This window comes from Rhizobium esperanzae, assembly GCF_014197615.1.
In the GTDB taxonomy this organism is placed as follows: Bacteria; Pseudomonadota; Alphaproteobacteria; order Rhizobiales; family Rhizobiaceae; genus Rhizobium; species Rhizobium esperanzae_A.
Genome location: NZ_JACIFY010000002.1, coordinates 374025 through 397987, shown reverse-complemented (window position 1 = coordinate 397987; position 23963 = coordinate 374025). Strand labels below are relative to the sequence as shown.

Below are 23963 nucleotides of genomic sequence, written 5' to 3'. Positions count from 1 at the left end.
ACAAATCGGTAATGCCGGCTGCTTATGCTTGCCGGTAAGCTGTAAACGCGCGATATTGTCGCACCATGGGATTGTGATCCGGCAGCGCCTCTTTCGACCGACCCTGGTCCAACCTCGAGTCCCTCCGGAGACGTGAATGGCTTTTTGGAAGCAGTTTATACTTTCGCTCATCGTCATTATTGCCGGCTTTGCCGCGTGGGTTTTCTTTGTGCCCGGGGCCGGCGATACGATGCGCCATGCAGGTATTCCAGACGGCATCGTTTCCAGGATCGCGCCGAAGGCTGAGGAGACGGCGGATGCCGACGCGCCCGCCCGGGCGCAGGGGCAGCAGCGGGGCGAAGGGCAGGGACAGAACCGCCGCAATGGCGGCGGGCGCAACGGCGCCACTCTCGTCGCGACGCAGGCCGTCGTCCAGGGCGTCGTCAACGACCGGCTGAACGCCATCGGCACGGGTGACGCGATCCGTTCGGTCGCGGTGACCGCACAGGCATCGGGCACGATCCGCGAAATCCTCATCAAGTCGGGCGACAAGGTCAAGGCCGGCCAGGTGCTTGCCAAGCTCGACAGCGAGGAACAGGTGATCACCCGCGGCCAGGCCGATGTGGCGGTCAAGGCCGCCGTCGAGAAATCCAATCTCTATCACAACATCAAGTCCAGCGTGTCACGCATGGACGTGTTCGATTCCGAGATCGCCGAGCAGGGGGCGCGGCTGCAGCTGCAGGCGGCCGAACTCAATCTCGCGCGGCGCAACATTATTGCGCCGATCGACGGCATCGTCGGCATCCTACCGGTCAATACCGGCGACAACGTCACGACAAGCATTCCGATCGTCACGCTCGACGACCGGTCGGAAATCCTCGTCGACTTCTGGGTGCCGGAGCGCTTCGCCAACACGGTGTCGGTCGGCCAACCGGTCGAGGCGATGTCGGTGGCAAAGCCCGGACAGGTCTTTTCGGGCACGGTCGAGTCTGTCGACAACCGCATCGACGCGGCAAGCCGCACGCTTCGCCTGCGCGCCAAGATCGACAATAGCTCGGATGAACTGCGCGCCGGCATGTCCTTCAGCGTCAGCATGAAATTTCCGGGTGACAAATATCCGGCCGTCGATCCGGTTTCCGTGCAGTGGGATTCTCAAGGATCCTTCGTCTGGCAGGTCAACGACGACAAGTCGCACAAGGTGCGGGTCAGCGTCGTGCAGCGCAACCCGGATTTCGTGCTCGTCAAAGCCGATCTCAAGGATGGCGACAAGATCGTGACGCAGGGCCTGCAGCGCGTGCGCGAGGGCGGGGCGGTGCGCGTCTCCGCCGACGTGGCCTCGAATGGGGAGGCCGTTACCCAATGAGCGTGACCGAGCTTCATCAAGACAGAGCCTCGGGCAAGCAGAGCTTCACCGCGCTTTTCGTGCGCCGGCCCATCCTGGCGCTGGTGTTCAATACGCTGATGGTCGTCGCCGGCCTTGCAGCCTATGTCGGCGTCGAAGTGCGCGAACTGCCGGATGTCGACCGTCCCGTCGTCACGGTGCGCACCAGCTTCGATGGTGCGTCGCCGCAGACCATCGACCAGGAACTGACCAAGGTGATCGAGGGGGCGGTCGCCCGCGTCAGCGGCCTGAAGTCGATCTCGTCGACTTCTTCCTTCGGCCAGAGCCGGGTGACGTTGGAATTCTCCGATGCGATCGACCTCGCGGTTGCCGCCAACGATGTGCGCGACGCGATCGGCCGCATCACCCAGAACCTGCCCGACGAGGCGGATGCGCCGCAGATCGTCAAGGCGGATTCGGATTCCTCGCCGATCATGCGCCTTGCCGTCACCTCGACCAGGCTCAACATGGACGACCTGACGCAGCTCGTCGAGAACGAGGTGATCGATCGTCTCGCCTCCGTCGACGGTGTCGCCGACGTCGAGGAATATGGCGATCAGGAGAAGGTCTTCCGCGTCGACGTCGACCAGGGCGCGCTTGCCAGCCGCGGGCTGACCATCGGCGATCTGACGAAGGCGCTCGACAATGCCGCACTCGACGTGCCGGCCGGATCGCTGAAGAGCAATACGCAGGATATCGTGGTGCGCGCCACCGCCAGCCTGCAGACGCCGGCGGATTTTTCCAACGTCATGCTGCAGGACCGCATCCGGCTCGGCGACGTCGCCACCGTGACGCTTGGGCCGCGGGACGGCGAAACGGCGCTGCGCTCCAACGGCAAGCCTGGCATCGGCCTCGGCATCATTCGCCAGGCGCAGTCGAACACGCTCAATATCTCGACCGGCATCAAGGCCGCCGTCGATCAGCTGTCGAAGACGCTACCCGAGGGAACGACGATCGCCATCACCAGTGACGACGCCGTCTTCATCCAGGGCGCGATTCACGAGGTGGTGCTGGCCTTGGTGCTTGCCGCCGTCATCGTCACCGCCGTCATCTATCTCTTCCTGCGCGACTGGCGGGCGACGCTGATCCCGGCGGTCAGCATGCCGGTGGCGCTGATCGGCACGCTGGCGGCGATCTATATGGTCGGCTTCTCGATCAACATCCTGACGCTGCTGGCGATCGTGCTGGCGACCGGCCTCGTCGTCGACGACGCGATCGTGGTGCTCGAAAACATCGTGCGCCGGCGCGCCGAAGGCATGGGTCCACGCGCGGCAGCGGTCCTTGGAACGCGCGAGGTGTTCTTCGCCGTCATCGCCACGACGGCGACACTGGCGGCCGTCTTCATTCCGCTCTCCTTCCTGCCGGGGCAGGTCGGCGGCCTGTTCCGCGAATTCGGCTTCGTGCTCGCCTTCTCGGTCGGGCTGTCGTCGATCGTGGCGCTGACGCTCTGCCCGATGCTTGCCTCGCGCATGCTGACAAAGCCGATGCTTGAAGATCACGGCGCGCTCGGCCGCTTCGGCGGGGCGCTTGCCGATCTCTATAAATGGGCGCTGCACGGCTGCCTCAGCGCGCCCTTCGTCGTCATCCTGTTCTCGGTGATCTTCGCCGGCGCGGCGGTGATTGCTTTTTCCACCGTCAAGAGCGAGCTGACGCCTGAAGAAGACCGGTCCATGGTGATGATGCGGCTGACGACGCCGCAGGGATCGAGCCTCGAATATACCCGCGACAAGATGCAGCTCGTCGAGGAATATCTGCAGCCGCTGGTCGACAGCGGCGACATTCGCAATGTCTTTTCGATCTCCGGGCAGGGCGGTTCCTTGAACAGCGGTTTCATGGTGCTGACGCTCGCCCCTTGGGGAGAGCGGCACAGGACGCAGGCGGAGATCGTCGGCGACATCAACCAGGCGGCATCAAAGGTGCCGGCACTGCGCGGCAACGCCATCTCATCCAACAGCCTGCGCATCCGCGGCGCCGGCAGCGGCGTGCAGATGGCGCTCGTCGGCAACGATCACGAAGCGCTGACGGCGGCGGCCGCCAAGCTGGTGCAGGCGCTCGACGCCACCGGCCAATACGACACGCCGCGCCTGACCAACGAGCCCAGCCAGGCGCAGGTGTCGGTGGCGATCGACCGCGAGCGCGCTTCCGATCTCGGCATCGACATATCAGGGCTTTCGACGGCGATCCAGTCGCTGCTCGAAGGGCGCTCGGTGGTCGACGTCTTCGTCGACGGCGAATCCTATCCGGTGCTTCTGACCTCGACGACGCGGCCGATCGACGATCCGACCGACCTCGAGAACGTGTTCCTGAAGACCGGTGACGGCAAGATCGTGCCGATGTCGGTCATCGCTACAATGACAGAAGGCTCGGTCGCGCCGCAGCTCAACCGCGAGCAGCAGCTCGCTTCCGTGGCGATCACCGCCGGCCTGAAGAACGGCATGTCGCTCGGCGACGCCGTCAAACAGGTGACGGAACTTGCCGCGCCGCTGCTGCCGGCAGGTTCGCGCCTGTTGCCGCTTGCGGAAGCCGCAACGCTCGAGGAGAATTCGAGCGGTATGACGCTGACCTTCGGCTTTGCCATCGTCATCATCTTCCTGGTGCTGGCCGCGCAGTTCGAAAGCGTGCTGTCCTCGCTGATCATCATGTCGACGGTGCCGCTCGGTCTTGCCTGCGCGGTCTTCGCGCTTGTGATCACCGGCTCCAGCCTCAATATCTACAGCCAGATCGGCCTCGTGCTTCTCGTCGGGGTGATGGCGAAGAACGGCATTCTGATCGTCGAATTCGCCAATCAGCTGCGCGACAGGGGCGAGGACGTTCGCTCCTCGATCGAGAAGGCCTGCGCGCTGCGCCTTCGCCCTGTGATGATGACGATGATCGCCACTATCCTCGGCGGCGTGCCGCTGGTTTTTGCCCATGGCGCGGGCGCGGAAGCGCGCGTCGCGCTCGGCTGGGTGATCGTCGGCGGTCTCGGTTTTGCGACGCTGGTGACGCTGTTCATCACGCCGGTCGCCTATCTCCTGCTTGCCCGCTTCGCCAAGCCGCACGCCCATGAGGAAGCGCGGCTGCACGAGGAGATGGCGATCGCCACGCGGCCGCGTGCCGCGCCTGACGATGAGCAGCTGCAGGCTGCCGAATAAGACCTTCATCCGATTTCGTAACGCCGCCAGACGCCCGTTTGGCGGCGTTTCCTATGGTTTATGAAGGCTTGAGAAATAAGCTAAATTACTTCTGAAGATTAGCCGTTTATTAAGCATAAAACGGCAATGATCGGTCGCAGGAACCGACTGGTCTTCGCCGTTCTTGAGGGCCGCAATGCGCTGGAAATCCAGCGACCCCGGACATGATTGTCTGCGCGGACGGTTCATTTCTTGTTCAGTTTGCGTTTGTTGTGTTTTGGAGTTTAGTCCCGTGAGTATTTACCAGCGCGTCTCCGTTGATGCGGCGCTCCATGTATTGCGCGATATCAACCGGAAGATGGATGTCACCCAGAACCACGTCACGACTGGCCAGCGTGTCGCCAAAGCCAGCGACAACGCCGTCTATTGGTCGGTCGCCACCACCGCGCGTACCGACAACAAGGCAATTTCCGCGGTACAGGATGCACTCGGCATGGCAGCGGCCACGATGGGCACGGCCTATACCGGCGTCCAGAACGTCATCGACGTCGTCTCGGAGATCAAGGCCAAGCTGGTGGCCGCGAGTGAAGACGGGGTCGACAAGGACAAGATCAACGAAGAGCTCAAGCAGTTGCAGGAGCAGTTGCGCAGCGTCTCGGAGTCGGCGACCTTCAACAGCGACAATTGGGTGGTCCTCACCAACGACGCGACGCCGACGCAGCCGCGCCAGATCCCGGCCTCCTTCATCCGCAATGCCGACGGTACGGTGTCTGTGGGCATGCTCAGCTACCATATCGACAACACGCCTGTGGGGGCCACGACCTCCAAGGATGCGCGTTACCTGATCGACGATCGCGCCACCGGTACGGGCGAGTACGGCGTCCTGACATCGGACCATTTCGCCACCGAACTCGGCGTCTCGCAGAACTACGTGCTGATGACGAGCAAAAACGGCACCACCACGGGACAGGTGGTGATCTCGCTTTCGTCCACCACGACGCAAGGACAGGTCGGCGAAATGATCAGTGTCGTCGACGCCGCTCTGTCGCAGCTGACGACAGTCGGCTCGGCTTTCGGTGCTTTGGAAAAGCGCATCAACCTGCAGAACGACTTCGCCACCAAGCTGCACGACAACAACACCGCGGGCATCGGCCGGCTCGTCGATGCCGATATGGAGGAAGAATCGAGCAAGCTCAAGGCATTGCAGACGCAGCAGCAGCTCGGGTTGCAATCGCTGAATATCGCCAATGCAACCTACGACACGGTCAGGCAGCTGTTCCAGAATTTCTGAGAGTTGATCATAACCATCCGCCCTCGTGGTTCGAGACGGCCCCTTGGGCCTCCTCACCATGAGGGCTTATCGTTGTACCTTCTACCCATAAGGCCGGCCCGGTTGCTAAAACTGGTGATATCAGCGCATTCCCGCAACATGGCTGCTGTTTCGGCGCCTAAAATTCCCCTATCAAGAGAACATCTTCATTTTCTTGCCGCAATCCTTGCCATTTGCTCGCATCAGTTTTGAACGGAGACCGTCCTGTCCATGATCAAGAAATTCCTACTTTTGGCTGTTGCAGCAAGCTATCTCAGCGCCTGCACGACGACAGATCCCTATACCGGCGAACAGAAGGTTTCCAATACCGCGGGTGGCGCAGCACTTGGCGCGATCGGCGGCGCTCTCGTCGGCGTGGCAGTCGGCGGCGGCGGCCACGGCAAGCGTAACGCAGCGCTGATCGGCGCCGGCGTCGGCGCTCTCGCCGGCGGTGCGATCGGCAATTACATGGATCAGCAGGAATCCGAGCTTCGCGCCCAGCTCCAAGGCACCGGCATTTCGGTGACCCGCAACGGCGACAACATCATTCTCAACATGCCGTCGAACATCACCTTCGACGTCGACCAGGACGCGGTGAAGCCCGGCTTCTATCCGACGCTGAATTCGGTGGCGATCGTGCTGCGCAAATTCAATCGCACGCTGATCGACGTCAACGGTCATACGGATTCGACCGGCAGCCTGCAGCACAATCAGGATCTGTCGCAGCGCCGCGCGCTTTCGGTTGCCGATTATCTCGGCGGCCAGGGCATCGATCAGCGCCGCGTCTCCGCCGTCGGCTTCGGTCCCTCCCAGCCGGTTGCATCCAACGCCAGCGAGGCCGGCCGCGCCCAGAACCGCCGCGTCGAGATCCAGATCGCGCCGATCACACAAGGCTGAGTCCGGCTCATGCTCCTTTAGGAAAGGCCGGGTCAGTCCCGGCCTTTCTCGTCAGTGCTGCATCGTCGCACCCTTGGTGATCTTGTCGACGATTTTCTTCTCGGCGCGCAGCGCGATGCCGACCACCTTGGCGTCGCCGGGTGCGAATTCGGCGAACACGGCACGGTTGGCCGCATCGTGGCCGGTCGCAAACATCTCCTCGATGAAAAGAGAAGCGGTGACATCGCGCTCCAGCGCACGGCGGTGGATGGTTGATATCGTCGCCTCATCGGCGGAGAGCACGATGATCGGCTGGATCGACAATGGATTGTAGAGATTGCCGGCGCGGTCCTTGTAGGGCTCACCGATGATTTCGGGATGTCCGCCGGCAACGCCGGTCATCAGGAAGGCGGTGACATTCAGTTTCTGCCAGCCGGCAAGATTGTTTCGCAGGACGACGGCAATTTTGGTATCAAACATCAGACATTCCTTCATCTAGCTATCGGAGTATCGGGCGCGTTGAGCCAGGATCTACATCCGCAGGCCTTCGAAGGTCTTGAACGTTTGTGCGCGGGACACTCCGGCAACGCCATACTGGCCGCGCCGGCCTTTCCCGGCATCGAGCGCATCGAGGCGCAGTTTTCAGGCAATGCCTTCGAACCGCACCGACACGATACCTATGCGCTCGGTGTGACGCTGAAAGGCGTGCAGACCTTCCGCTATCGCGGTGAACAGCGCTTCAGCCTGCCGGGGCAGGTGATCGTGCTGCATCCCGACGAGGAGCATGACGGCGGGGCGGGTACCGAGGACGGGCTGCAATACCGCATGCTCTACCTGGAGCCTTCGCTGCTTCTCGAATGCCTGGAGGCGGACGGGGTCGGCCTGCCTTTCGTCGACGAACCCGTCATTGGCGATTCCGCTCTGGCGGGCGTGCTGCTGGCGGCGCTCGGCGAACTCGACCGCGAACTGGACGAGCTTTTCGTCGACGATTTCCTGTCGCGGATAACAAGCGGGCTGTCCCTGCATGCGCATTCGCCGCGCCGGCCGCTCGGGACCCTGGCCTGGCGCCAGGCGCGGGCGGCACGGGATTATCTCGAGGCGCATACGACCCGAGCAGTGCGTTCCCTTGAGCTGGAAGCGGTGACCGGGCTCGATCGTTTCGCGCTGTCGCGGCATTTCCGGGCGGCCTTCGCCACCAGTCCGCATCGCTACTTGCTGATGCGGCGGCTGCAGCGGGCACGCGCGATGATCGGCGCGGGCGAGGGGATATCGGACGCGGCGGCGGCCACCGGCTTTGCCGACCAGAGCCATCTCAACCGGCATTTCAAGAAGGCTTATGGCATGACGCCCGGCCAGTGGGTCACGCTCAGACGGGATTTTCCGCAAGTCCCGAACGGCGGGCGATGAAGCGGGCGAGCGTCGGGCCGATCATCAGAATGACAAGAAAGCGGCCGGTCTGCATCGCCATGACGAAGGGCACGTCGACATCGCTCGCGGCGGCGATGATGGCGACGGAATCGGCGCCGCCGGGGCTGGTGGCGAGATAGGCCGTCAGTGGATCGATGCCGGCGAAGATATGAAGGGCGGCTGCCATGCAGCCGCAAAGCGCCATCAGCAATATGATGCAGGCCGACACTCTCGGCAGGGCGCGTGCCACATGCTCAAGGATCGTACGGGTGAAACGCAGGCCGATGCTCCAGCCGACAAGCGCATAGGCGATGGCGAGCAGCCACATCGGCAGCTCTATCTTCAAGAGGCCGATGCCCTGCAGGAAGGCGCCGAGGAAGAGCGGTACGATGATCGTGCCGCCCTGGATGCGCAGGCGGCGCACGCCATAGGCACAAATGGCCGCAAAGGCCATCGTCGCCGCAAAAGCCGGCCAGTCGACTTCGGGGAAGAGAATGAGCGATGGCGGCTCGGCGCCGTCGGCGGCCACCCACAGGCGCGAGATCACCGAGGCGCCGACAGCGACGAAGACGACACGCAGATATTGCATGAAGGCGACGAGGCGGGCATCGGCGCCATAGGCTTCCGACATAATGACCATGGCGGAAGCGCCGCCCGGTGAAGAGCCCCAGACGGCGGTCGTTCCCGGCAGCACCTGCCAGCGCGTCAGGAGCCAGCCGAGGCCGGTGGCAATGGCGATGACCGAGAAGATGAACAGCAGGAAAAGCGGTGCGTCCTTCGCCATGGTGCCGAGAATGTCGGGAGTGATAGTGCGCGCCATCATCAGGCCGACGAGAACCTGGGCGAACTGCAGCGGCCAGGCGGGAATGCGAAGTTTTCCCTTGCCGACGGTCAGCGCCAGCAGGATGGCCGCAGCCATCGGTCCGATCAGCAGCGAGGCGGGCAGGGCGAAGAGTTCGAGGAAGACGGTGAGAGCGGTCGAAAGTGCCAGCAGCAGCGCCCATTTCGGCAGGCCGGCATCGCGCAGAAGGCGGCTGGTGTCGTTGAATGACATGATCCCCGTATCTTTCCTGGCCGGTGCCAAGCCCTGAGGCTGAAGATGGGAGGGAAGCTCCGGCATGACGACGAGAGGCCGGCTGCAAGGAGCGGCCGGCGCGGGTTCGATATAGGTGGATGCGAGGCGCGCGGTCAATTGCGAAATCCGGTTTCTCGCCGCTCGGGGTTGCGAAACCGATTCATCAGGCCGCTTTAAGTCATTGTATGTATTATAGGCGTACATGGCCGGCGAGAAAATCGAGCAGGGCGCGCACGCGCGCCGGCAGCGGGCCGCCCTGGCCCATATAGAGGGCGAAGAATTCCTCGATATCGCCGGGATTGGCCGCTTCGAGCACCGGCACGAGGCGGCCGGCATCGATGTCGGCGCGCACGGTGAAGGCGGCAAGGCGGGCAAGGCCGGCGCCGGATAGTGCGAGATGCCGCATGGCTTCGCCGTCTCCGACCTGGATGCCAGGGGTGATCGGAAGCGTTACCGTTTCGCCGTCCTCGCGCAACGGCCAGCCTTCGATGGCGCGAGCATAAGAAAAACCGATGCGGCAGTGGCGGCGGAGATCGGTGACCGTGCGCGGTTCGCCGTGACGCTTGAGGTAATCCGGCGAGGCGACGATGATCTTGCCGGTGGCGCCGAGCTTGCGGGCGATCAGGCTGGAACTCTTCAACGGGCCGGTGCGGATCGCGACGTCTGCACGCTCCTCCATCAGGTCGACGATCCTGTCGGTATGAGAAATATCCAGCGTTACGGCGGGATGAAGCGCCATGAAGGCCGGCACGAGCGGTGCGAGCACATGATTGCCGAAGGAGCCGCTGGTGTTGATGCGGATGCGGCCGGCGGTTTCTTCGCCTGTCGAGGCCTGGCGTTCGGCCTCGGCGATATCGGCCAGGATGGCGACGGCGCGCTCATAGAAAGCGCAACCCTCCGGCGTCAGCTGCAGCTTTCGGGTCGAGCGGTTGACGAGGCGGGCGCCGAGGCGCGCCTCCAGTCGGGCGACGAGTTTGCTGACGGCCGACGGCGTCATGCGCCGGGCGCTTGCGGCAGCCGAAAAGCCGCCGCGCTCGACGACGCAGACGAAAACTTCCATTTCGCCGGAGCGGTTGATGTCCTGACGGCTCATGATGAATTCAAGTCACAGATGAAATGCTAGCAGGCAATCTATATCACCGAGTGACAAGGTCTATCTCATGGGAAATCGAAGGAGACAGATCCATGGAATACAGAAATCTCGGCGCATCCGGCCTCAGGGTGCCTGCTTTAAGTTTCGGCGCCGGCACATTCGGCGGCAGCGGTCCGCTGTTCGGCGCCTGGGGCAATACCGATGCCGAAGAGGCGCGGCGGCTGGTCGACATCTGTCTGGAAGCGGGCGTCAATCTGTTCGACACGGCCGACGTCTATTCGGGTGGCGCGTCCGAAGAGGTGCTCGGTCAGGCGATCCGCGGTCGTCGCGATGCCGTGCTGATCTCGACGAAGACGGCGCTGCCGATGGGCGAGGGGCCGCAGGACTGGGGAACGTCGCGGGCGCGGCTGATCCGCGCCGTCGAGGCTGCCTTGCGCCGGCTGGGAACCGACTATATCGACCTTCTGCAGCTTCACGCCTTCGACGCCTCGACGCCGGTGGAAGAAGTGTTGTCGACGCTCGACGGACTCGTTGCGGCCGGCAAGATCCGCTATACCGGCGTTTCCAATTTTGCCGGCTGGGAGCTGATGAAGTCGCTGGCCGCGGCCGAGCGCCACGGCCATCCGCGTTATGTCGCCCATCAGGTCTATTATTCGCTGGCGGGGCGCGATTACGAATGGGAACTGATGCCGCTTGGCGCCGACCAGGGTGTGGGTGCGCTCGTCTGGAGCCCGCTTGCCTGGGGACGGCTGACCGGCAAGATCCGCCGCGGCCAGCCGCTGCCTGAGGCAAGCCGGCTGCACGAAACGGCGCAATATGGCCCGCCTGTCGACGATGGGAAGCTGTTCGATATTGTCGAGGTGCTGGACGCCATCGCAGCCGAGACCGGCCGGACGGTGCCGCAGATCGCCATCAACTGGCTGCTTAACCGCCCGACGGTCTCGAGCGTCATCATCGGCGCCCGCAACGAGGAGCAGCTGAGGCAGAACCTCGGCGCGGTCGGCTGGAGCCTGTCGAAGGATGAGATCGAAAGGCTCGACGCCGTCAGCTCTGTCACGGCTCCCTATCCCTATTTCCCCTATCGGCGGCAGGAAGGTTTTGCGCGGCTCAATCCGCCGATCGTCTAGACGACGCATCGGCGTATAACAAAAGGGGAATGAAATCTTCCCCATTCTTAACTGGACAGCCGCTTTGACTTGCCGCATACCCAGCGAAACACGATATGGTTTCTGCGGAATGGCAGGGAGATCAAAGGGATGGCGCTCAAGGACGCGAAGGCCGGCATACGCAACGAGGCGGGGATATCAGCCGTGCTCGGCATTCTCAAACAGAGCTTCGGCGAGCGCTTCCAGACCGGTCAGTCCTTCCGTGAACAGCATGCCCACACGACCACTTATATCCCGCCGCAGTTGCCGGACGGCGTGCTGTTTGCCGAGAGCGCTGGGGATGTGAAGGCGGCTGTCAAGGTCTGTGCTGCCCACAAGGTGCCGGTGATCGGCTTCGGTGTCGGCACCTCGCTGGAGGGCCAGGTCAATGCCGCCAATGGCGGTATTTCGATCGATTTCAGCCGCATGAACCGGGTGCTCGAGGTCAATCCCGAGGATCTCGACTGCACCGTCGAGCCGGGTGTGACGCGCGAGGCGCTGAACATCCATCTGCGCGATACCGGTCTGTTCTTCCCGATCGATCCCGGCGCCAATGCTTCGATCGGCGGCATGGCCTCGACGCGGGCTTCCGGCACCAATGCCGTGCGCTACGGGACGATGAAGGACAATGTGCTTGCCGTTACCGCCGTCACGGCCAATGGCGAGGAGATCCGCACCGCCCGGCGTGCCCGCAAATCCTCGGCCGGCTACGATCTGACGCGGCTCTTCGTGGGCGCCGAGGGGACGCTGGGCGTTCTGACCTCGGTGACGCTGCGCCTGCAGGCGATCCCGCAGAAGATCGCCGGCGGGGCCTGCGCCTTTCCGAGCATCAAGGCTGCTTGCGACGCCGTCATCATGACGATCCAGATGGGCATTCCCGTGGCGCGCATCGAGCTGCTCGATACGGTGCAGATGCGGGCCTGCAATGCCTATTCCAAACTTTCCTACGCCGAAAGCCCAACGCTCTTCCTCGAATTCCACGGCACCGACGAGACGGTGCCGCTGCAATCGGCAGCCTTTGGCGAGATCGCCGCGGAGTGCGGCGGCGGCGAATTCCTCTGGACCGCCAATGCCGAGGAGCGGACGAGGCTCTGGAAGGCGCGTCACGATGCCTATTGGGCTGCAAGGGCGCTGGCGCCAGGGCTTGCCGCACTTTCGACCGATGTATGTGTTCCGATCTCGAGGCTTGCCGATTGCGTTTCGCAAACGCAGGCGGATATCGAGGAGCACGGGCTGCTGGGACCGATCGTCGGCCATGCCGGCGACGGGAACTTCCATGTGCTGCTGTTGTTCGACGACAAAAGCGCGGCAGACATCGCCATGGCCGAGAGCTTCGTGCAGCGGCTCAACCGGCGGGCGCTCGACATGGACGGGACATGCACCGGCGAACACGGGATCGGGCAAGGCAAGATGGCGTTTCTGGAACAGGAGCTCGGGGGCGCCGTGGATCTGATGCGACAGGTGAAACAGGCGCTCGATCCGGACGATATCTTCAATCCCGGCAAGATTTTCCACCATGGCTGAAAGCGCGGAATATTCTCATGAACTTGGGCCTTGCTCCCGGCATGAATAGCGCTAGAACAGGATTTGGATCTATGCCGATCGGGCATAAGTCCGAATCCTGTTCTCAATTAACGAGTTAGAGCATGATGTCGTCCGAAAATCGCGCACACTTTTCGGCATCATGCTCTAGTGTCGGCAACAGAATCCCGAATGGAGACTCCTTGCATTGGTAGGCCGGTTCCTCGTCTTTCTGGGGGGAGTGATCGTCGTAGTGCTGTTTATGGCGCTGCTTGCGCCGCTATTCATCGACTGGACGGATTTCCGCAAGAATTTTGAGGATCAGGCGAGCCGCATCATCGGCAAGAAAGTCACCGTTTACGGCACGGTGGATGCACGCCTGCTGCCGTTTCCTTCGGTGACGCTGCATGACGTGCGCGTCGGCCAGGAAGCGGACGGCACGCCGATCGTCAAGGTCGAGCAGTTCTCCATGGATGCGGAGCTCGCGCCCTTCCTGTCGGGTGAGGCGCTGATCTTCGACATGCGGGTCGTCAATCCGAAGGTGCGCCTGAGATTGCTCAAGGACGGCACGCTCGACTGGACGCACGGCAGCCGCGCGGAAATACCGGCAAAAACCGTCGTTCTCGAAAACGTGCATGTCAATGGCGGCGAAATCGAGTTCATCGACGATCAGTCGGGCCGCTCGCGCCGCATTACCGGCCTCAATGCGGAAATGTCGGCCAAGTCGCTGGCCGGCCCCTGGCGCATCGAGGGCGATGCGGCGCTCGACGGCGACCACGGCAAGTTTTCGATTTCCAGCAGCCAGCCGGACGAGAAGGGCGTGCTGCGCATGCGCACGAAACTTTCGCCGGACAAGCACCCCGTCAGCATCGATCTCGACGGAGAGCTGAAGCTCGTCGACAGCAAACCGAACTATCAGGGCCAGCTTTCCGCGGCGATCGAAAACCGCAATATGGCCAAGTCCGCCAACAAGAACGAGCAGCCGCCGCGCGTCAAGGGCCGTTTCGAGCTCACCAATGAACGCATCCGCATTCCCGAATACCGAATGGAGATCGGCCCGACGGACGATCCCTACGTGATCACGGGCGAGGCGACGCTCGATACCGGCAATGCGCCGGAATTCCTGTTGACCGCCGACGGGCAGCAGATCGACGTCAACCGCATCGGCAATCAGGGCGCATCCGGCAAGACGACGCGCGATGCGGCGGTTTCGGCACGCCAGCGGCTGAGTTCGCTGATCGATGTCATCGGGCAGGTGCCGATCCCACAGGTGCCGGGCAAAGCGAGCGTCAAGCTGCCGGCGATCGTCGCCGGCGATACGACGCTGCGCGACGTGCAGCTGGAGCTGGAGCCGGCCGGTACCGGCTGGATGATCGACAGCGCTACCGGGACGCTGCCGGGGCGTACGCAGGTGGAAGGCAAGGGCAAGCTGCTGCTCCAGGGCGACCCCTCGTTCAATGGCCAGATCGTGGTCGCCTCCAGCCAGCCGACGGGACTTGCCTCCTGGCTTGCCGGCTCGGTCGATCCGGCCATCCGGCAATTGCGGCAGGCAGGCTTTTCCGCCAATGTCAGCCTTACACACGAATTGCAGCGTTTCGAAAATCTCGAGATCGCCATCGGACCGGCGACGCTGAAGGGCCGCCTGGAGCGGCAGGCAATCTCCGGCCAGACGCCGACCCTGTCTGTGGCGCTGAACGGCGACACGCTCGATCTCGATGCGCTGCAGGCGCTGAGCGGGCTCATGACCGGCCAGGATGCCGGCGACAACGTGCTCGACCACAAAATCGCCGCCCAGCTCAAGGCAGACAAGTTCACGGCTTTCGGCGTCGATGCCGAGAATGTCGAGACCACCTTCACCATCGCCGACGGGGCGCTGGCCGTCGACCGGCTGTCGATCAAGAATATCGCGGGCGCCGAACTGACGGCAACGGGCAGGGCGGAAGGCTCGCTGCTCGACTATAAGGGCGCGGGCGAGATCACTTTCAAATCGGCCGATCCCGGCGGCTTCTTTACCATGCTGCGCGAGCACTTGCCGCATCATCCGGTGCTTGACCGGCTGGTGCGCAATGCCGGCTGGTACGGCAATACGGCACTGCGCGGCGCGTTGACGCTCGGCGGCGACGAGGGCAACGCCTTGACGGTGACGCTGGCCGGTGTGTCGAACGGCAGCCGCGTCAATCTCGACTACCGCATGTCCGACCTGCTGGCGCTGACCGGCAACGGCACCACGAGCCTCGAGGCGACGCTCGAAAATGCTGTGCCATCCATATTGTTCGGGCAGGCCGGGCTCGACCCGCTGCCGGTCGATGTCGGCGCCAACGGCCGCCTGACGCTGAAGGTAAAGGCATCGGACAACGATCCCGCCGATGCCGCGCTGACCTTTGCGACCGACCGGACCTCGTTCACCGCCAATGGCAAGGTCGATGTCCGGCCGGAGACTTTCATGAACGGCCAGATCGCGCTTTCGCTCGACAGCGCCGATATCGACCCCTATCTCATCATGAACGGGATCGCCCTGCCGCAGACGGGAGCTGGGCTGCCGTTCGGCCTGCAGGTCAATGCCGGCATCGATAGCGACAAGATCGTCTTTTCCGATCTCAAGGGCCATGCGGCCGACAACGAGTTTTCAGGCGCGCTGAGCTTCGACCGGAAGGCTGCGAAGACGACCGCCAGCGGTGAGCTGACGCTCTCCAAGGCGGATGCCGGCTGGCTTGGCGAGGCGGTGTTCGGCCAGATCGTCGATCCTGCCAATGGCGCGTTGACGACGGCGCCGCTCGGACTGCCCGTGTTCAAGGATCTCGACGTCAACGTGAAACTGACGGCCAAGCAGTTTTGGCCCGGCCTGCCGGAAACGGCGGTGTCCGACTTCACCAGCAACGTTGCCTACAAGGGCGATGAGCTTCAGCTCAACGACATGGCCGGCAATTGGGACGGTGGAAAGCTCTCCGGCAATCTGCTGTTCACCAATGCCGACGGCACCGGTTTCGTGCAGACGAAGCTTGCGCTTGCCGATTCCGATCTCTCCGGTGTCGTCTGGCTGCGCGACGGCGCGCCGATCGCCAACGGCAAGTTCGGCCTGTCGTTGTCGATGGAGGCTTCGGGCAAGACGGTCGGCGAAATCGCCAGCTCGCTCAACGGTTCGGGTGAGCTGAGGCTCGGCGATACCAGCATACGCGGGCTGAACCTTGCCATCCTTCCGCCGCTGCTTGCCGCGACCGATACGATGCAGGAGCAGATCAATGCCGGCAAGGTGCATCCGATCGTCGAGACGCTGCTCAGCAACGGCGAGGCGAAGCTGCCGCCACTCGGCATCCCCTTCAATATCACCGACGGGACATTGCGCGTGCAGAATGTCACGGTCGCCAACGATCTCGCCCGCATCACCGCCGATGCGCAGATCGCGCTGCCGGAGGAACGCATCAGCGCCACGCTGGGCGTCGGGCTCAATCCGGGCGCGGAAGTGCTTTCCGGCGCCGAACCGGCGCTCAAGCTGAATTTTTCCGGAATGCTGCCGTCGCCCGGCAAGACGATGGATGTGACCGATATCACCAGCTATCTGTCGCTGCGCGCCTTCGAGCGCGAGCGCCGGCGTGTCGAACGGCTGCAGGCGATCGTGCTCGAAAAGCAGCGGCTGCGCCGCGAGGCGGCGCTCTATCGCTTCAACGACGCCGAGCGTGTCAAGGCGGCCGAAATCGAAAAGCAGCGGCAGGCGGAGGAAGAGCGGCTGCGTGCATTGGCGCAGGCAGCGGCCGAACAAAAGGCAGCGGCCGAGGCGGAAGCCAAGGTGAAGGCGGAAGCGCAAGCCAGAGCCGCCGCGGAGGCAGAGGCGGCACGGCGCGGCGAGCAGGGACCGCCAGGCCAACTCAACTTCGACCAATTGCCGGGCGTTCAGGCGCAATAAATCGCGGCCGTCATGACTGGCCGCCGGCCTTTATCCAGGCGAGAACATGGAGCCGCAGCGCCGAGGACAGATTGCTGTCGGCAGGACGGTGATCGTCGATTTCGGAAATCAAGGCGGCAAGCGGTATCGAACGGCTTGCGGCGATCGTCTTCAACTCGTCCCAGAACTCGTCTTCCAGCGAAAAACTGGTGCGATGGCCGTGCAGTGTCGCCGAATGCTTGCGGATCATGAAGCGGCGTCACATCCCGGGTATGGGCCGGGTATGGGTTGGCAGATCGATTCAAGAAACCCGCTCAAGTGACTGATCGCAGAATCATTCCGGCTTTGAATTATGCCGTCGAGGAAGCCGTCACGCGCCGTCGTCATCCGTCTCGATCCGGCCATCGCGATGAGCCCTGTCGGCCTTTTCGTTCAGGCTGCGGGTCAGTTGCTTTTCGGCCTTGGTGCGGCCGAAGGATATACGGTTCTGCTCGGCCTGCTTCTCCTTTTCGGAGCGGGCCTGCTTCTTGCGGAACTGGCGCAGATTGACGATTTCGGCGCTCATGCGGTTGCCTGAATTCCTGATGAAAAAGGGAGGCTTGGCTGCCTCCCTGAGATCACTGCTTTTTGCGGAAAGAGTCGAGCGAGACGACGGAGCCTGGCTTCTTTTCCTCGCCGTCGGCGGGTTTTGCGGCCGCGGCCTCATCGGGCTTTCCTGCCGCGTCGACAGGATAGGCGGTGATCTCGCCTGACGGCAGCTCCTCGCCATCGGCAAGCGGCACGTCGAATTCGAGTTCGAAATTGACGGAGGGATCGTAGAAACCGCGGATCGCATTGAACGGGATGACCAGCTTTTCCGGAACGTCGGAGAAGGAAAGGCCGATCTCGAAATGCGTCTCGGTGATTTTTAGATCCCAGAACTGATGCTGGATGACGATGGTCATCTGCTCGGGATATTTCGACTTCAGGTGCTGGGAGATGCGAACGCCGGCAGCACCTGTGAGGAAGGTGATGAAGAAGTGATGGTCGCCGGGCAAACGGCCCGTTGCTCCGACTTCCGCCAAAACCTTGCGGATGACGCCGCGAAGTGCATCCTGTGCCAGAATGTCGTAGCGGATATGATCCTGCCCCATGCTTTTCCTGTCTTTCGTCGGTTCGGAAGTCTTTTCACACGGTTATATGCCACGTCCGGGCGCCTTGGGAAAGACCGGAGCCGAGTCACGTTTTTCAGCAGCATACATGATTTCGGCGGCAGGGAGAAGGTGAAGGCTTCTGTTGCCAGGTGCCTTCGGACCCCGCCTAGAGGTGCGAACCACTAGGGCTTGATTTGAAGTGTCACACTGCGATTAAGCAGCGAGACGAGCTTCCGCATAGTTGTCGTTTGCAACTACAATTTTAGCCCGATAACGGCGGTACAATGCCGAGCAAAAAGACGATCTTTACACCCTTGTCGATCCTGTTTCGCCCCCATCAAAAGCCGGCCTTCAAGGCCGCCGGTTTTTGGTGGAGGCGCCGGGTACCGCCCCCGGGTCCAATAGGCTTATTACACCGCTCATTTATCGCCATAGCCGGCCCGAAAGCCGGCAAGGCTGATATAGTGGTTTCCTCCGCCCAAGGAAAGGGCAAACGTCATAAAAGCGTTATGCTCTCCATCAGAAACATTGGGAAAATGCCGGCCGGTGATTGGTTTCCTGCCGAGGGAGGCTTAAATTAACCGAAACGGAATCAGCGCGACATGAAGCAATATCTCGATCTCCTCGCCCATGTGATGGAAAAGGGCTCCGACCGGGGCGACCGCACCGGCACTGGCACGCGCTCGGTCTTCGGCTACCAGATGCGCTTCGACCTCCAGGAAGGCTTCCCCGTGCTGACCACGAAGAAGCTGCATCTGCGGTCGATCATTCACGAGCTTTTATGGTTCCTCGAGGGTGAGACGAATATCCGCTATCTCAAGGAAAACGGCGTTTCGATCTGGGATGAATGGGCCGATGAAAACGGTGATCTCGGGCCGGTCTACGGCGCCCAGTGGCGCTCCTGGCCGGCGCCGGGCGGCGGCCATATCGACCAGATCGCCAATCTCGTCAAAGGTATCGTCAACAACCCGAATTCGCGCCGCCACATCGTCTCGGCCTGGAACCCGGCCGAGGTGGACGAGATGGCGCTGCCGCCCTGCCATTGCCTGTTCCAGTTCTATGTTGCCGACGGCAAGCTCTCCTGCCAGCTCTATCAGCGCTCGGCCGACATCTTCCTCGGCGTGCCGTTCAACATCGCCTCCTATGCGCTTTTGACGATGATGGTGGCTGAAGTCACCGGGCTGAAGCCTGGCGATTTCGTCCACACGCTGGGCGACGCCCACCTCTACCACAACCATTTCGACCAGGCGAAGCTGCAACTGGAGCGCCGGCCGAAGCCGCTGCCATTCATGCGCATCAACCCCGATGTGAAGGACATTTTCGGCTTCACCTTCGACGATTTCGAGCTGATCGGTTACGAGGCCGATGCCAGCATCAAGGCGCCGATCGCCGTCTGACCGGGATATTTCATGTCCGACATCCGCAGGACTATCATCGCCGCCGTTGCCCGCAACGGCATCATCGGCCGCGACGGCGACATGCCTTGGCGGCTTTCGAGCGACCTCAAGCGCTTCAAGGCGCTGACATTGGGCAAGCCCGTCGTGATGGGCCGCAAGACCTACGATTCGATCGGCAAGCCGCTGCCGGGGCGGCCGAATGTCGTTATATCAAGACAGGCGACGATAGACCACCCGGCTGTGCAGATGGCCCATTCGCTGCCCGAGGCGATGACGGCGGCTGAAAGGCTGGCGCGGGAAACCGGCGTCGACGAGATCTGCATTATCGGCGGCGGGCAGGTCTATACGCAGGCGATCGGCCTTGCTGACCGGATGTACATCACGCATGTCGAGGCCGATCTCGATGGGGATGCTTCGTTCCCGGCGATCGATCCCGATTTCTGGCGGGCAGGGGAGACCATCGCGGTCCCGGCCGGCGAGAAGGATACCTATCCCACGCGCTTCGTCGTCTATGACCGTCGACACGCCTGAAAATGAACTATTTTCCAATTAAATTGACCAAGTTTCTCACGTTGCGTTGAAAGCCGATGCGGCGATACCTATAACGGTCACCAACGCATCCACCGCTCAGCCCCCACGGTTCCGGATGCGTGGAAGACTTAACGAACAACGAGGTTTTGATGCCCTGGAGCAATCAGAATGGCGGCGGCGGCCCTTGGGGCGGCGGCGGCGGTAATAATAATCAGGGACCATGGGGCCAGGGGCCGAACCGCCCGCGCGGCGGCGGCAAGGGCGGACCGCCCGACCTGGAAGACATTATCCGGCGTGGACAGGACCAGCTGCGCAACATCGTGCCCGGCGGTTTCAACGGCGGCGTGGCGGTGATTGTCGTGGCGATCGTCGCCATCTTCTGGCTGATCCAGTGCGTCTACGTGGTGCAGCCGGACGAGCGGGGCGTCGAACTGCGGTTCGGTAAGCCGAAGGAAGAGATCTCGATGCCCGGCCTGCATTTCCATTTCTGGCCGATGGAAAGCGTCGAGACGGTCAAGGTGACCGTGCAACAGCTGAATATCGGGGCGACCTCGGCGTCGTCTTCGAACGGCCTGATGCTGTCCAGCGACAAGAGCGTCATCAACGTGCAGTTCGCCGTGTTCTATACGGTCAGCGATCCGAAGGCCTATCTCTTCAACGTCGAAAATCCGGCCGAGACCCTGCAGCAGGTTTCCGACAGCGCGATGCGCGAAATCGTCGGCCGCCGTCCGGCGCAGGATGCCTTCCGCAGCAATCGCCAGCCGATCGAAGTGGATGTGCTCAATATCGTGCAGGATACGATGAATCGCTATGGCGCGGGCGTGACCGTGACCGGCGTGACGATCCAGAACGTGGCGCCGCCGCGCGAAGTCGCCGATGCCTTCGAAGAAGTGCAGCGTGCCGGCCGGGACCGTGACAGCACGATCGAAGACGCCAACCGCTACACGAACCAGAAGCTCGGCCAGGCGCGAGGCGATGCGGCGCGAATCCGTGAAGATGCCGCCGCCTACAAGGACCGTGTCGTGAAGGAGGCGGAAGGTGAAGCCCAGCGCTTTACCGCGATCAACGACGAATATTCGAAGGCTCCCGAAGTGACCCGCAAGCGGCTGTTCATCGAAACGATGGAGCAGGTGCTGAAGAGCTCGAAGAAGGTCATCATCGATGAGAAGCAGGGCGTGTTGCCCTATCTGCCGCTCAATGAGCTTGGCAAGCCGGCGCAGCAGGGAGGTTGAACCATGACATCGAACAGACTTCCCATCATTCTCCTCATCCTCGCCATCGTGCTGATCGGGCTCTATTCGTCGATCTTCGTGGTGAATGCACGCGAGCAGGCGATCGTCGTCCGTTTCGGCCAGATTCAATCGGTCAAGACCGAACCCGGCATCTATTTCAAGCTGCCCTTCGGCTTCATGGATGCCGATCGCGTCCAACTGGTCGAAAAGCAGGCGCTGAGGCTCGATCTCGACAATATCCGCGTTCAGGTTCAGGACGGCCAGACCTTCGACGTCGATGCCTTCGTGATCTACAATATCTCGGATGTTCGCCGCTTCCGCGAAACGGTCTCGGGTGACCGCGAGGCCGCCGAAGCGCGGCTGAGGGCGCAGCTCGATTCATCGCTTCGCCGCGTCTACGGTCTGCGTGACTACAATGCCGCGCTTTCGGAAGAGCGTGTCGCGATGATGCTGGAGATTCGCGACGACCTGCGCACGGATGCCGAAAATCTCGGCCTGCATATCGATGACGTTCGTATCCGCCGCACCGACCTTTCTCCCGAGGTTGCGCCCAACACCTACAACGCCATGCGCTCTGAACGCCTGGCCGAAGCCGAGCGCATCCGCGCAGAGGGCAATGAAGAAGGTCAGCGGCGCCGGGCCGTCGCCGACCGCCAGGTCGTGGAACTGACCGCGGGCGCCCAGCGCGACGCGGAAATCCTGCGCGGTCAGGGCGATGCGGAACGCAACCGCGTCTTCGCCGACGCCTTTAACAAGGATCCGGCTTTCTTCGAGTTCTATCGCTCGATGGCCGCCTACTCCTCGGCGCTTTCATCGCAGGACACGACGCTGGTATTGTCGCCGAATACGGAATTCTTCCGCTATTTCGACAATGCCGCGGGGGCCCTTCGGGCGCCGGCAAATCCGGCGTCGGCAGTTCCTGGCGCGGCTGCTCCGGCAGCACCCGCTCAGCCGGCGAACTGACGCCAAGGATGCCATGCGCATCCTGACAATCCTGAAAGGGCCGGCCCGCGTGCCGGCCCTTTTTTCGTGGGATGATTGAGATGATCCGGCATTTGCGAGGCCACATCACATTGCACGGGGATTTCGCGAAAAGGTGATTTCACCCTCCATCATTCCGCCTTATGCTGGTGCTCAATGTGCGCATTTACCCCCTATGAGGAAGCTTGATGGCCCCCACGAATCGCTCGCCCTTCAGACGAACGCTCGCGCTTATGGCCAGCGCTGCAATTCTTGCGCATGCCGGCATGAATGGGGTCGCCTATGCGCAGGCCGCGCCTGAGACGACGGTGCCCGGGGTTGCTGCACCGGCTCCGGCTGCTCCCGTGCTGGCGCCGCCTGCACCCGCCGCACCGCAGCAGACCGCGCCGATGCAAGCCGGAGTGCCCGGCAACGGTCCGGCTTCGGTTGCCGATCTTGCCGAGGGGCTGCTCGATGCCGTGGTCAACATCTCGACCTCGCAGAATGTGAAGGACGACGAGGGCGCCGGCCCGGCGCCGCGTGCGCCCGACGGCTCGCCGTTCCAGGAATTCTTCAACGATTTCTTCAACAAACAGCAGGGCAACAAGGGCGGCAACCACAATGTCAGCTCGCTCGGCTCCGGTTTCGTCATTGATCCGACAGGCTATATCGTCACCAACAACCATGTGATCGAAGGCGCCGACGACATCGAGATTAATTTCGCCAATGGTTCGAAACTCAAGGCCAAGCTGATCGGCACGGATACGAAAACGGATCTTTCGGTGCTGAAGGTCGAGCCGAAGGCGCCGCTGAAATCGGTCAAATTCGGCGATTCCAGCACGATGCGCATCGGCGACTGGGTGATGGCGATCGGCAACCCGTTCGGCTTCGGCGGTTCGGTGACGGTGGGTATCATCTCCGGGCGCGGCCGCAACATCAATGCCGGCCCCTACGACAACTTCATTCAGACGGATGCGGCGATCAACAAGGGCAATTCCGGTGGTCCGCTTTTCAACATGAAGGGTGAGGTGATCGGCATCAACACGGCGATCATTTCGCCGAGCGGCGGCTCGATCGGCATCGGCTTCTCGGTGCCTTCGGAACTTGCCTCCGGCGTCGTTGAGCAATTGCGCGAATATGGCGAGACGCGGCGCGGCTGGCTCGGTGTGCGCATCCAGCCGGTGACCGACGATATCGCCGACAGCCTCGGGCTCGACAGCGCCAAGGGCGCGCTGGTCGCCGGCGTCATCAAGGGCGGACCGGTCGACGACGGCTCGATCAAGGCGGGCGACGTCATCCTCAAATTCGACGGCAAGACCGTCAGCGAAATGCGCGACCTGCCGCGCGTCGTGGCGGAAAGCACGGTCGGCAAGGAAGTCGACGTGGTGGTGCTGCGCGACGGCAAGGAACAGACCGTCAAGGTGAAGCTTGGCCGGCTGGAAGACAGCGATCAGGCGGCGGCACCCGGCGATGGTGATGGTTCGCAGGACGATGGCGTGATTACGCCGGATCCCGGCGAGAACAACGATATGGACCAGCCCGACGGCGGCGACCAGGCGCAGCCGGCGCCTGATACACCCGACCAGCACAAGGGCCAGGTGGCGCCGGATGCGGCCACGCCGAGGAACGTGCTCGGGCTGTCGCTCTCGCTTCTAAGTGCCGAGACGCGCAAGGCTTTCGGAATTGCCGAGAGCGTCGACGGCGTCGTCGTCACCGAAGTGACGCCGGGCTCCGCCTCGGCCGAAAAAGGGCTGAAGCCCGGCGACGTGATCGTCGAGGTGGCGCAGGAGTTCATGAAGTCACCGGATGCGGTCGCCGCCAAGGTGCAGGCGCTGAAGCAGGAGGGCCGCCGCAACGCCCAACTGATGATCGCATCGGCGAATGGCGACCTACGGTTCGTGGCTGTGCCGATGGAGTAAGCAAAAGGAGCG

The 23963-nt window shown here is 62.6% G+C and carries 19 protein-coding genes and 1 other RNA gene; 13 read left to right on the top strand and 7 right to left on the bottom strand.

Translation table 11 applies throughout. From position 1 onward, the window contains the following. The first annotated feature begins 136 nt into the window (after positions 1-136). The 4 genes from GGD57_RS04540 to GGD57_RS04525 all read left to right on the top strand — a co-directional run bounded on the left by GGD57_RS04540 (position 137) and on the right by GGD57_RS04525 (position 6679). Positions 137-1342 carry an efflux RND transporter periplasmic adaptor subunit gene (locus GGD57_RS04540; RefSeq protein ID WP_184467236.1) on the top strand — a complete coding sequence of 402 codons (1206 nt, stop codon included), beginning with the start codon at positions 137-139 and terminating at the stop codon, positions 1340-1342. Continuing rightward, the gene (locus GGD57_RS04535; RefSeq protein ID WP_184467234.1) at positions 1339-4494 is read left to right on the top strand and encodes an efflux RND transporter permease subunit; all 3156 of its coding nucleotides are present in this window, start codon (positions 1339-1341) and stop codon (positions 4492-4494) included. The genes GGD57_RS04540 and GGD57_RS04535 overlap by 4 nt, the downstream gene beginning before the upstream one ends. A gap of 271 nt (positions 4495-4765) precedes the next feature. After that, entirely contained in the window at positions 4766-5764 is a 999-nt protein-coding gene (locus GGD57_RS04530) for a flagellin (RefSeq protein WP_184467232.1), read from the top strand. Positions 5765-6013: 249 nt separating this feature from the next. Next, positions 6014-6679, top strand: a complete 666-nt coding sequence (locus tag GGD57_RS04525) for an OmpA family protein (protein ID WP_085737761.1) — start codon at positions 6014-6016, stop codon at positions 6677-6679. A 51-nt stretch (positions 6680-6730) separates the two neighbouring features. Here GGD57_RS04525 and GGD57_RS04520 read toward each other — a convergent pair whose 3' ends face one another. Next, positions 6731-7138: a DUF2000 family protein gene (locus GGD57_RS04520; protein WP_184467230.1), complete on the bottom strand. Its 408-nt coding sequence runs from the start codon at positions 7136-7138 to the stop codon at positions 6731-6733. A 39-nt stretch (positions 7139-7177) separates the two neighbouring features. Here GGD57_RS04520 and GGD57_RS04515 point away from each other — a divergent pair, with 39 nt between their 5' ends. Then, positions 7178-8065, top strand: a complete 888-nt coding sequence (locus GGD57_RS04515; protein WP_184467228.1) for an AraC family transcriptional regulator — start codon at positions 7178-7180, stop codon at positions 8063-8065. On the opposite strand, the gene GGD57_RS04510 is transcribed toward GGD57_RS04515, so the two are convergent. Beyond that, positions 8025-9119: an AbrB family transcriptional regulator gene (locus GGD57_RS04510; protein WP_184467226.1), complete on the bottom strand. Its 1095-nt coding sequence runs from the start codon at positions 9117-9119 to the stop codon at positions 8025-8027. The two genes, GGD57_RS04515 and GGD57_RS04510, sit on opposite strands and share 41 nt — an antisense overlap. Positions 9120-9330: 211 nt before the next feature. Beyond that, complete coding sequence (locus GGD57_RS04505) at positions 9331-10233, bottom strand: LysR family transcriptional regulator (protein ID WP_184467224.1); 903 nt, start codon at positions 10231-10233, stop codon at positions 9331-9333. A 92-nt stretch (positions 10234-10325) separates the two neighbouring features. On the opposite strand from GGD57_RS04505, the gene GGD57_RS04500 reads away from it, so the two are divergent. The 3 genes from GGD57_RS04500 to GGD57_RS04490 all read left to right on the top strand — a co-directional run bounded on the left by GGD57_RS04500 (position 10326) and on the right by GGD57_RS04490 (position 16800). Further along, the gene (locus tag GGD57_RS04500; RefSeq protein ID WP_184467222.1) at positions 10326-11360 is read left to right on the top strand and encodes an aldo/keto reductase; all 1035 of its coding nucleotides are present in this window, start codon (positions 10326-10328) and stop codon (positions 11358-11360) included. A gap of 129 nt (positions 11361-11489) precedes the next feature. Beyond that, the gene (locus GGD57_RS04495) at positions 11490-12902 is read left to right on the top strand and encodes an FAD-binding oxidoreductase (protein ID WP_184467220.1); all 1413 of its coding nucleotides are present in this window, start codon (positions 11490-11492) and stop codon (positions 12900-12902) included. A gap of 205 nt (positions 12903-13107) precedes the next feature. Then, complete coding sequence (locus tag GGD57_RS04490) at positions 13108-16800, top strand: AsmA family protein (RefSeq protein ID WP_184467218.1); 3693 nt, start codon at positions 13108-13110, stop codon at positions 16798-16800. Positions 16801-16810: 10 nt separating this feature from the next. On the opposite strand, the gene GGD57_RS04485 is transcribed toward GGD57_RS04490, so the two are convergent. The 4 genes from GGD57_RS04485 to ssrA all read right to left on the bottom strand — a co-directional run bounded on the left by GGD57_RS04485 (position 16811) and on the right by ssrA (position 18403). Beyond that, positions 16811-17029: a ribbon-helix-helix domain-containing protein gene (locus tag GGD57_RS04485; protein WP_184467216.1), complete on the bottom strand. Its 219-nt coding sequence runs from the start codon at positions 17027-17029 to the stop codon at positions 16811-16813. A gap of 120 nt (positions 17030-17149) precedes the next feature. Beyond that, positions 17150-17344 (bottom strand): DUF4169 family protein, encoded by a 195-nt coding sequence (locus tag GGD57_RS04480; protein ID WP_085738989.1) that lies wholly within the window; start codon positions 17342-17344, stop codon positions 17150-17152. A 52-nt stretch (positions 17345-17396) separates the two neighbouring features. After that, on the bottom strand, positions 17397-17912 hold the full coding sequence (locus tag GGD57_RS04475; protein WP_097610648.1) for an SspB family protein: 516 nt from the start codon (positions 17910-17912) through the stop codon (positions 17397-17399). 128 nt (positions 17913-18040) lie between these two features. Continuing rightward, positions 18041-18403: a transfer-messenger RNA gene (gene ssrA, locus GGD57_RS04470) on the bottom strand. A gap of 111 nt (positions 18404-18514) precedes the next feature. On the opposite strand from ssrA, the gene GGD57_RS04465 reads away from it, so the two are divergent. From GGD57_RS04465 to GGD57_RS04445, 5 genes are all read left to right on the top strand, one after another. Continuing rightward, positions 18515-19309, top strand: coding sequence for a thymidylate synthase (locus GGD57_RS04465; RefSeq protein ID WP_184467214.1), 795 nt, complete (start codon positions 18515-18517; stop codon positions 19307-19309). 12 nt (positions 19310-19321) lie between these two features. Then, positions 19322-19840: a dihydrofolate reductase gene (locus GGD57_RS04460; RefSeq protein ID WP_184467212.1), complete on the top strand. Its 519-nt coding sequence runs from the start codon at positions 19322-19324 to the stop codon at positions 19838-19840. A 149-nt stretch (positions 19841-19989) separates the two neighbouring features. Further along, positions 19990-21072 carry an FtsH protease activity modulator HflK gene (gene hflK / locus GGD57_RS04455; protein ID WP_126908134.1) on the top strand — a complete coding sequence of 361 codons (1083 nt, stop codon included), beginning with the start codon at positions 19990-19992 and terminating at the stop codon, positions 21070-21072. A gap of 3 nt (positions 21073-21075) precedes the next feature. Next, complete coding sequence (hflC, locus tag GGD57_RS04450; RefSeq protein ID WP_184467210.1) at positions 21076-22035, top strand: protease modulator HflC; 960 nt, start codon at positions 21076-21078, stop codon at positions 22033-22035. A 206-nt stretch (positions 22036-22241) separates the two neighbouring features. Then, the gene (locus GGD57_RS04445) at positions 22242-23951 is read left to right on the top strand and encodes a DegQ family serine endoprotease (protein ID WP_184467208.1); all 1710 of its coding nucleotides are present in this window, start codon (positions 22242-22244) and stop codon (positions 23949-23951) included. Positions 23952-23963: the final 12 nt, after the last annotated feature.

Bases quoted from the DNA above. Each gene is read 5' to 3' on its own strand.
- GGD57_RS04445 (WP_184467208.1), top strand. From the start codon at position 22,242: ATGGCCCCCACGAATCGCTCGCCCTTCAGACGAACGCTCGCGCTTATG.
- GGD57_RS04480 (WP_085738989.1), bottom strand. From the start codon at position 17,344: ATGAGCGCCGAAATCGTCAATCTGCGCCAGTTCCGCAAGAAGCAGGCC.
- GGD57_RS04540 (WP_184467236.1), top strand. From the start codon at position 137: ATGGCTTTTTGGAAGCAGTTTATACTTTCGCTCATCGTCATTATTGCC.
- hflK (WP_126908134.1), top strand. From the start codon at position 19,990: ATGCCCTGGAGCAATCAGAATGGCGGCGGCGGCCCTTGGGGCGGCGGC.
- GGD57_RS04505 (WP_184467224.1), bottom strand. From the start codon at position 10,233: ATGAGCCGTCAGGACATCAACCGCTCCGGCGAAATGGAAGTTTTCGTC.
- GGD57_RS04510 (WP_184467226.1), bottom strand. From the start codon at position 9,119: ATGTCATTCAACGACACCAGCCGCCTTCTGCGCGATGCCGGCCTGCCG.
- GGD57_RS04500 (WP_184467222.1), top strand. From the start codon at position 10,326: ATGGAATACAGAAATCTCGGCGCATCCGGCCTCAGGGTGCCTGCTTTA.
- GGD57_RS04535 (WP_184467234.1), top strand. From the start codon at position 1,339: ATGAGCGTGACCGAGCTTCATCAAGACAGAGCCTCGGGCAAGCAGAGC.
- GGD57_RS04485 (WP_184467216.1), bottom strand. From the start codon at position 17,029: ATGATCCGCAAGCATTCGGCGACACTGCACGGCCATCGCACCAGTTTT.
- GGD57_RS04495 (WP_184467220.1), top strand. From the start codon at position 11,490: ATGGCGCTCAAGGACGCGAAGGCCGGCATACGCAACGAGGCGGGGATA.
- GGD57_RS04460 (WP_184467212.1), top strand. From the start codon at position 19,322: ATGTCCGACATCCGCAGGACTATCATCGCCGCCGTTGCCCGCAACGGC.
- hflC (WP_184467210.1), top strand. From the start codon at position 21,076: ATGACATCGAACAGACTTCCCATCATTCTCCTCATCCTCGCCATCGTG.
- GGD57_RS04525 (WP_085737761.1), top strand. From the start codon at position 6,014: ATGATCAAGAAATTCCTACTTTTGGCTGTTGCAGCAAGCTATCTCAGC.
- GGD57_RS04465 (WP_184467214.1), top strand. From the start codon at position 18,515: ATGAAGCAATATCTCGATCTCCTCGCCCATGTGATGGAAAAGGGCTCC.
- GGD57_RS04475 (WP_097610648.1), bottom strand. From the start codon at position 17,912: ATGGGGCAGGATCATATCCGCTACGACATTCTGGCACAGGATGCACTT.
- GGD57_RS04520 (WP_184467230.1), bottom strand. From the start codon at position 7,138: ATGTTTGATACCAAAATTGCCGTCGTCCTGCGAAACAATCTTGCCGGC.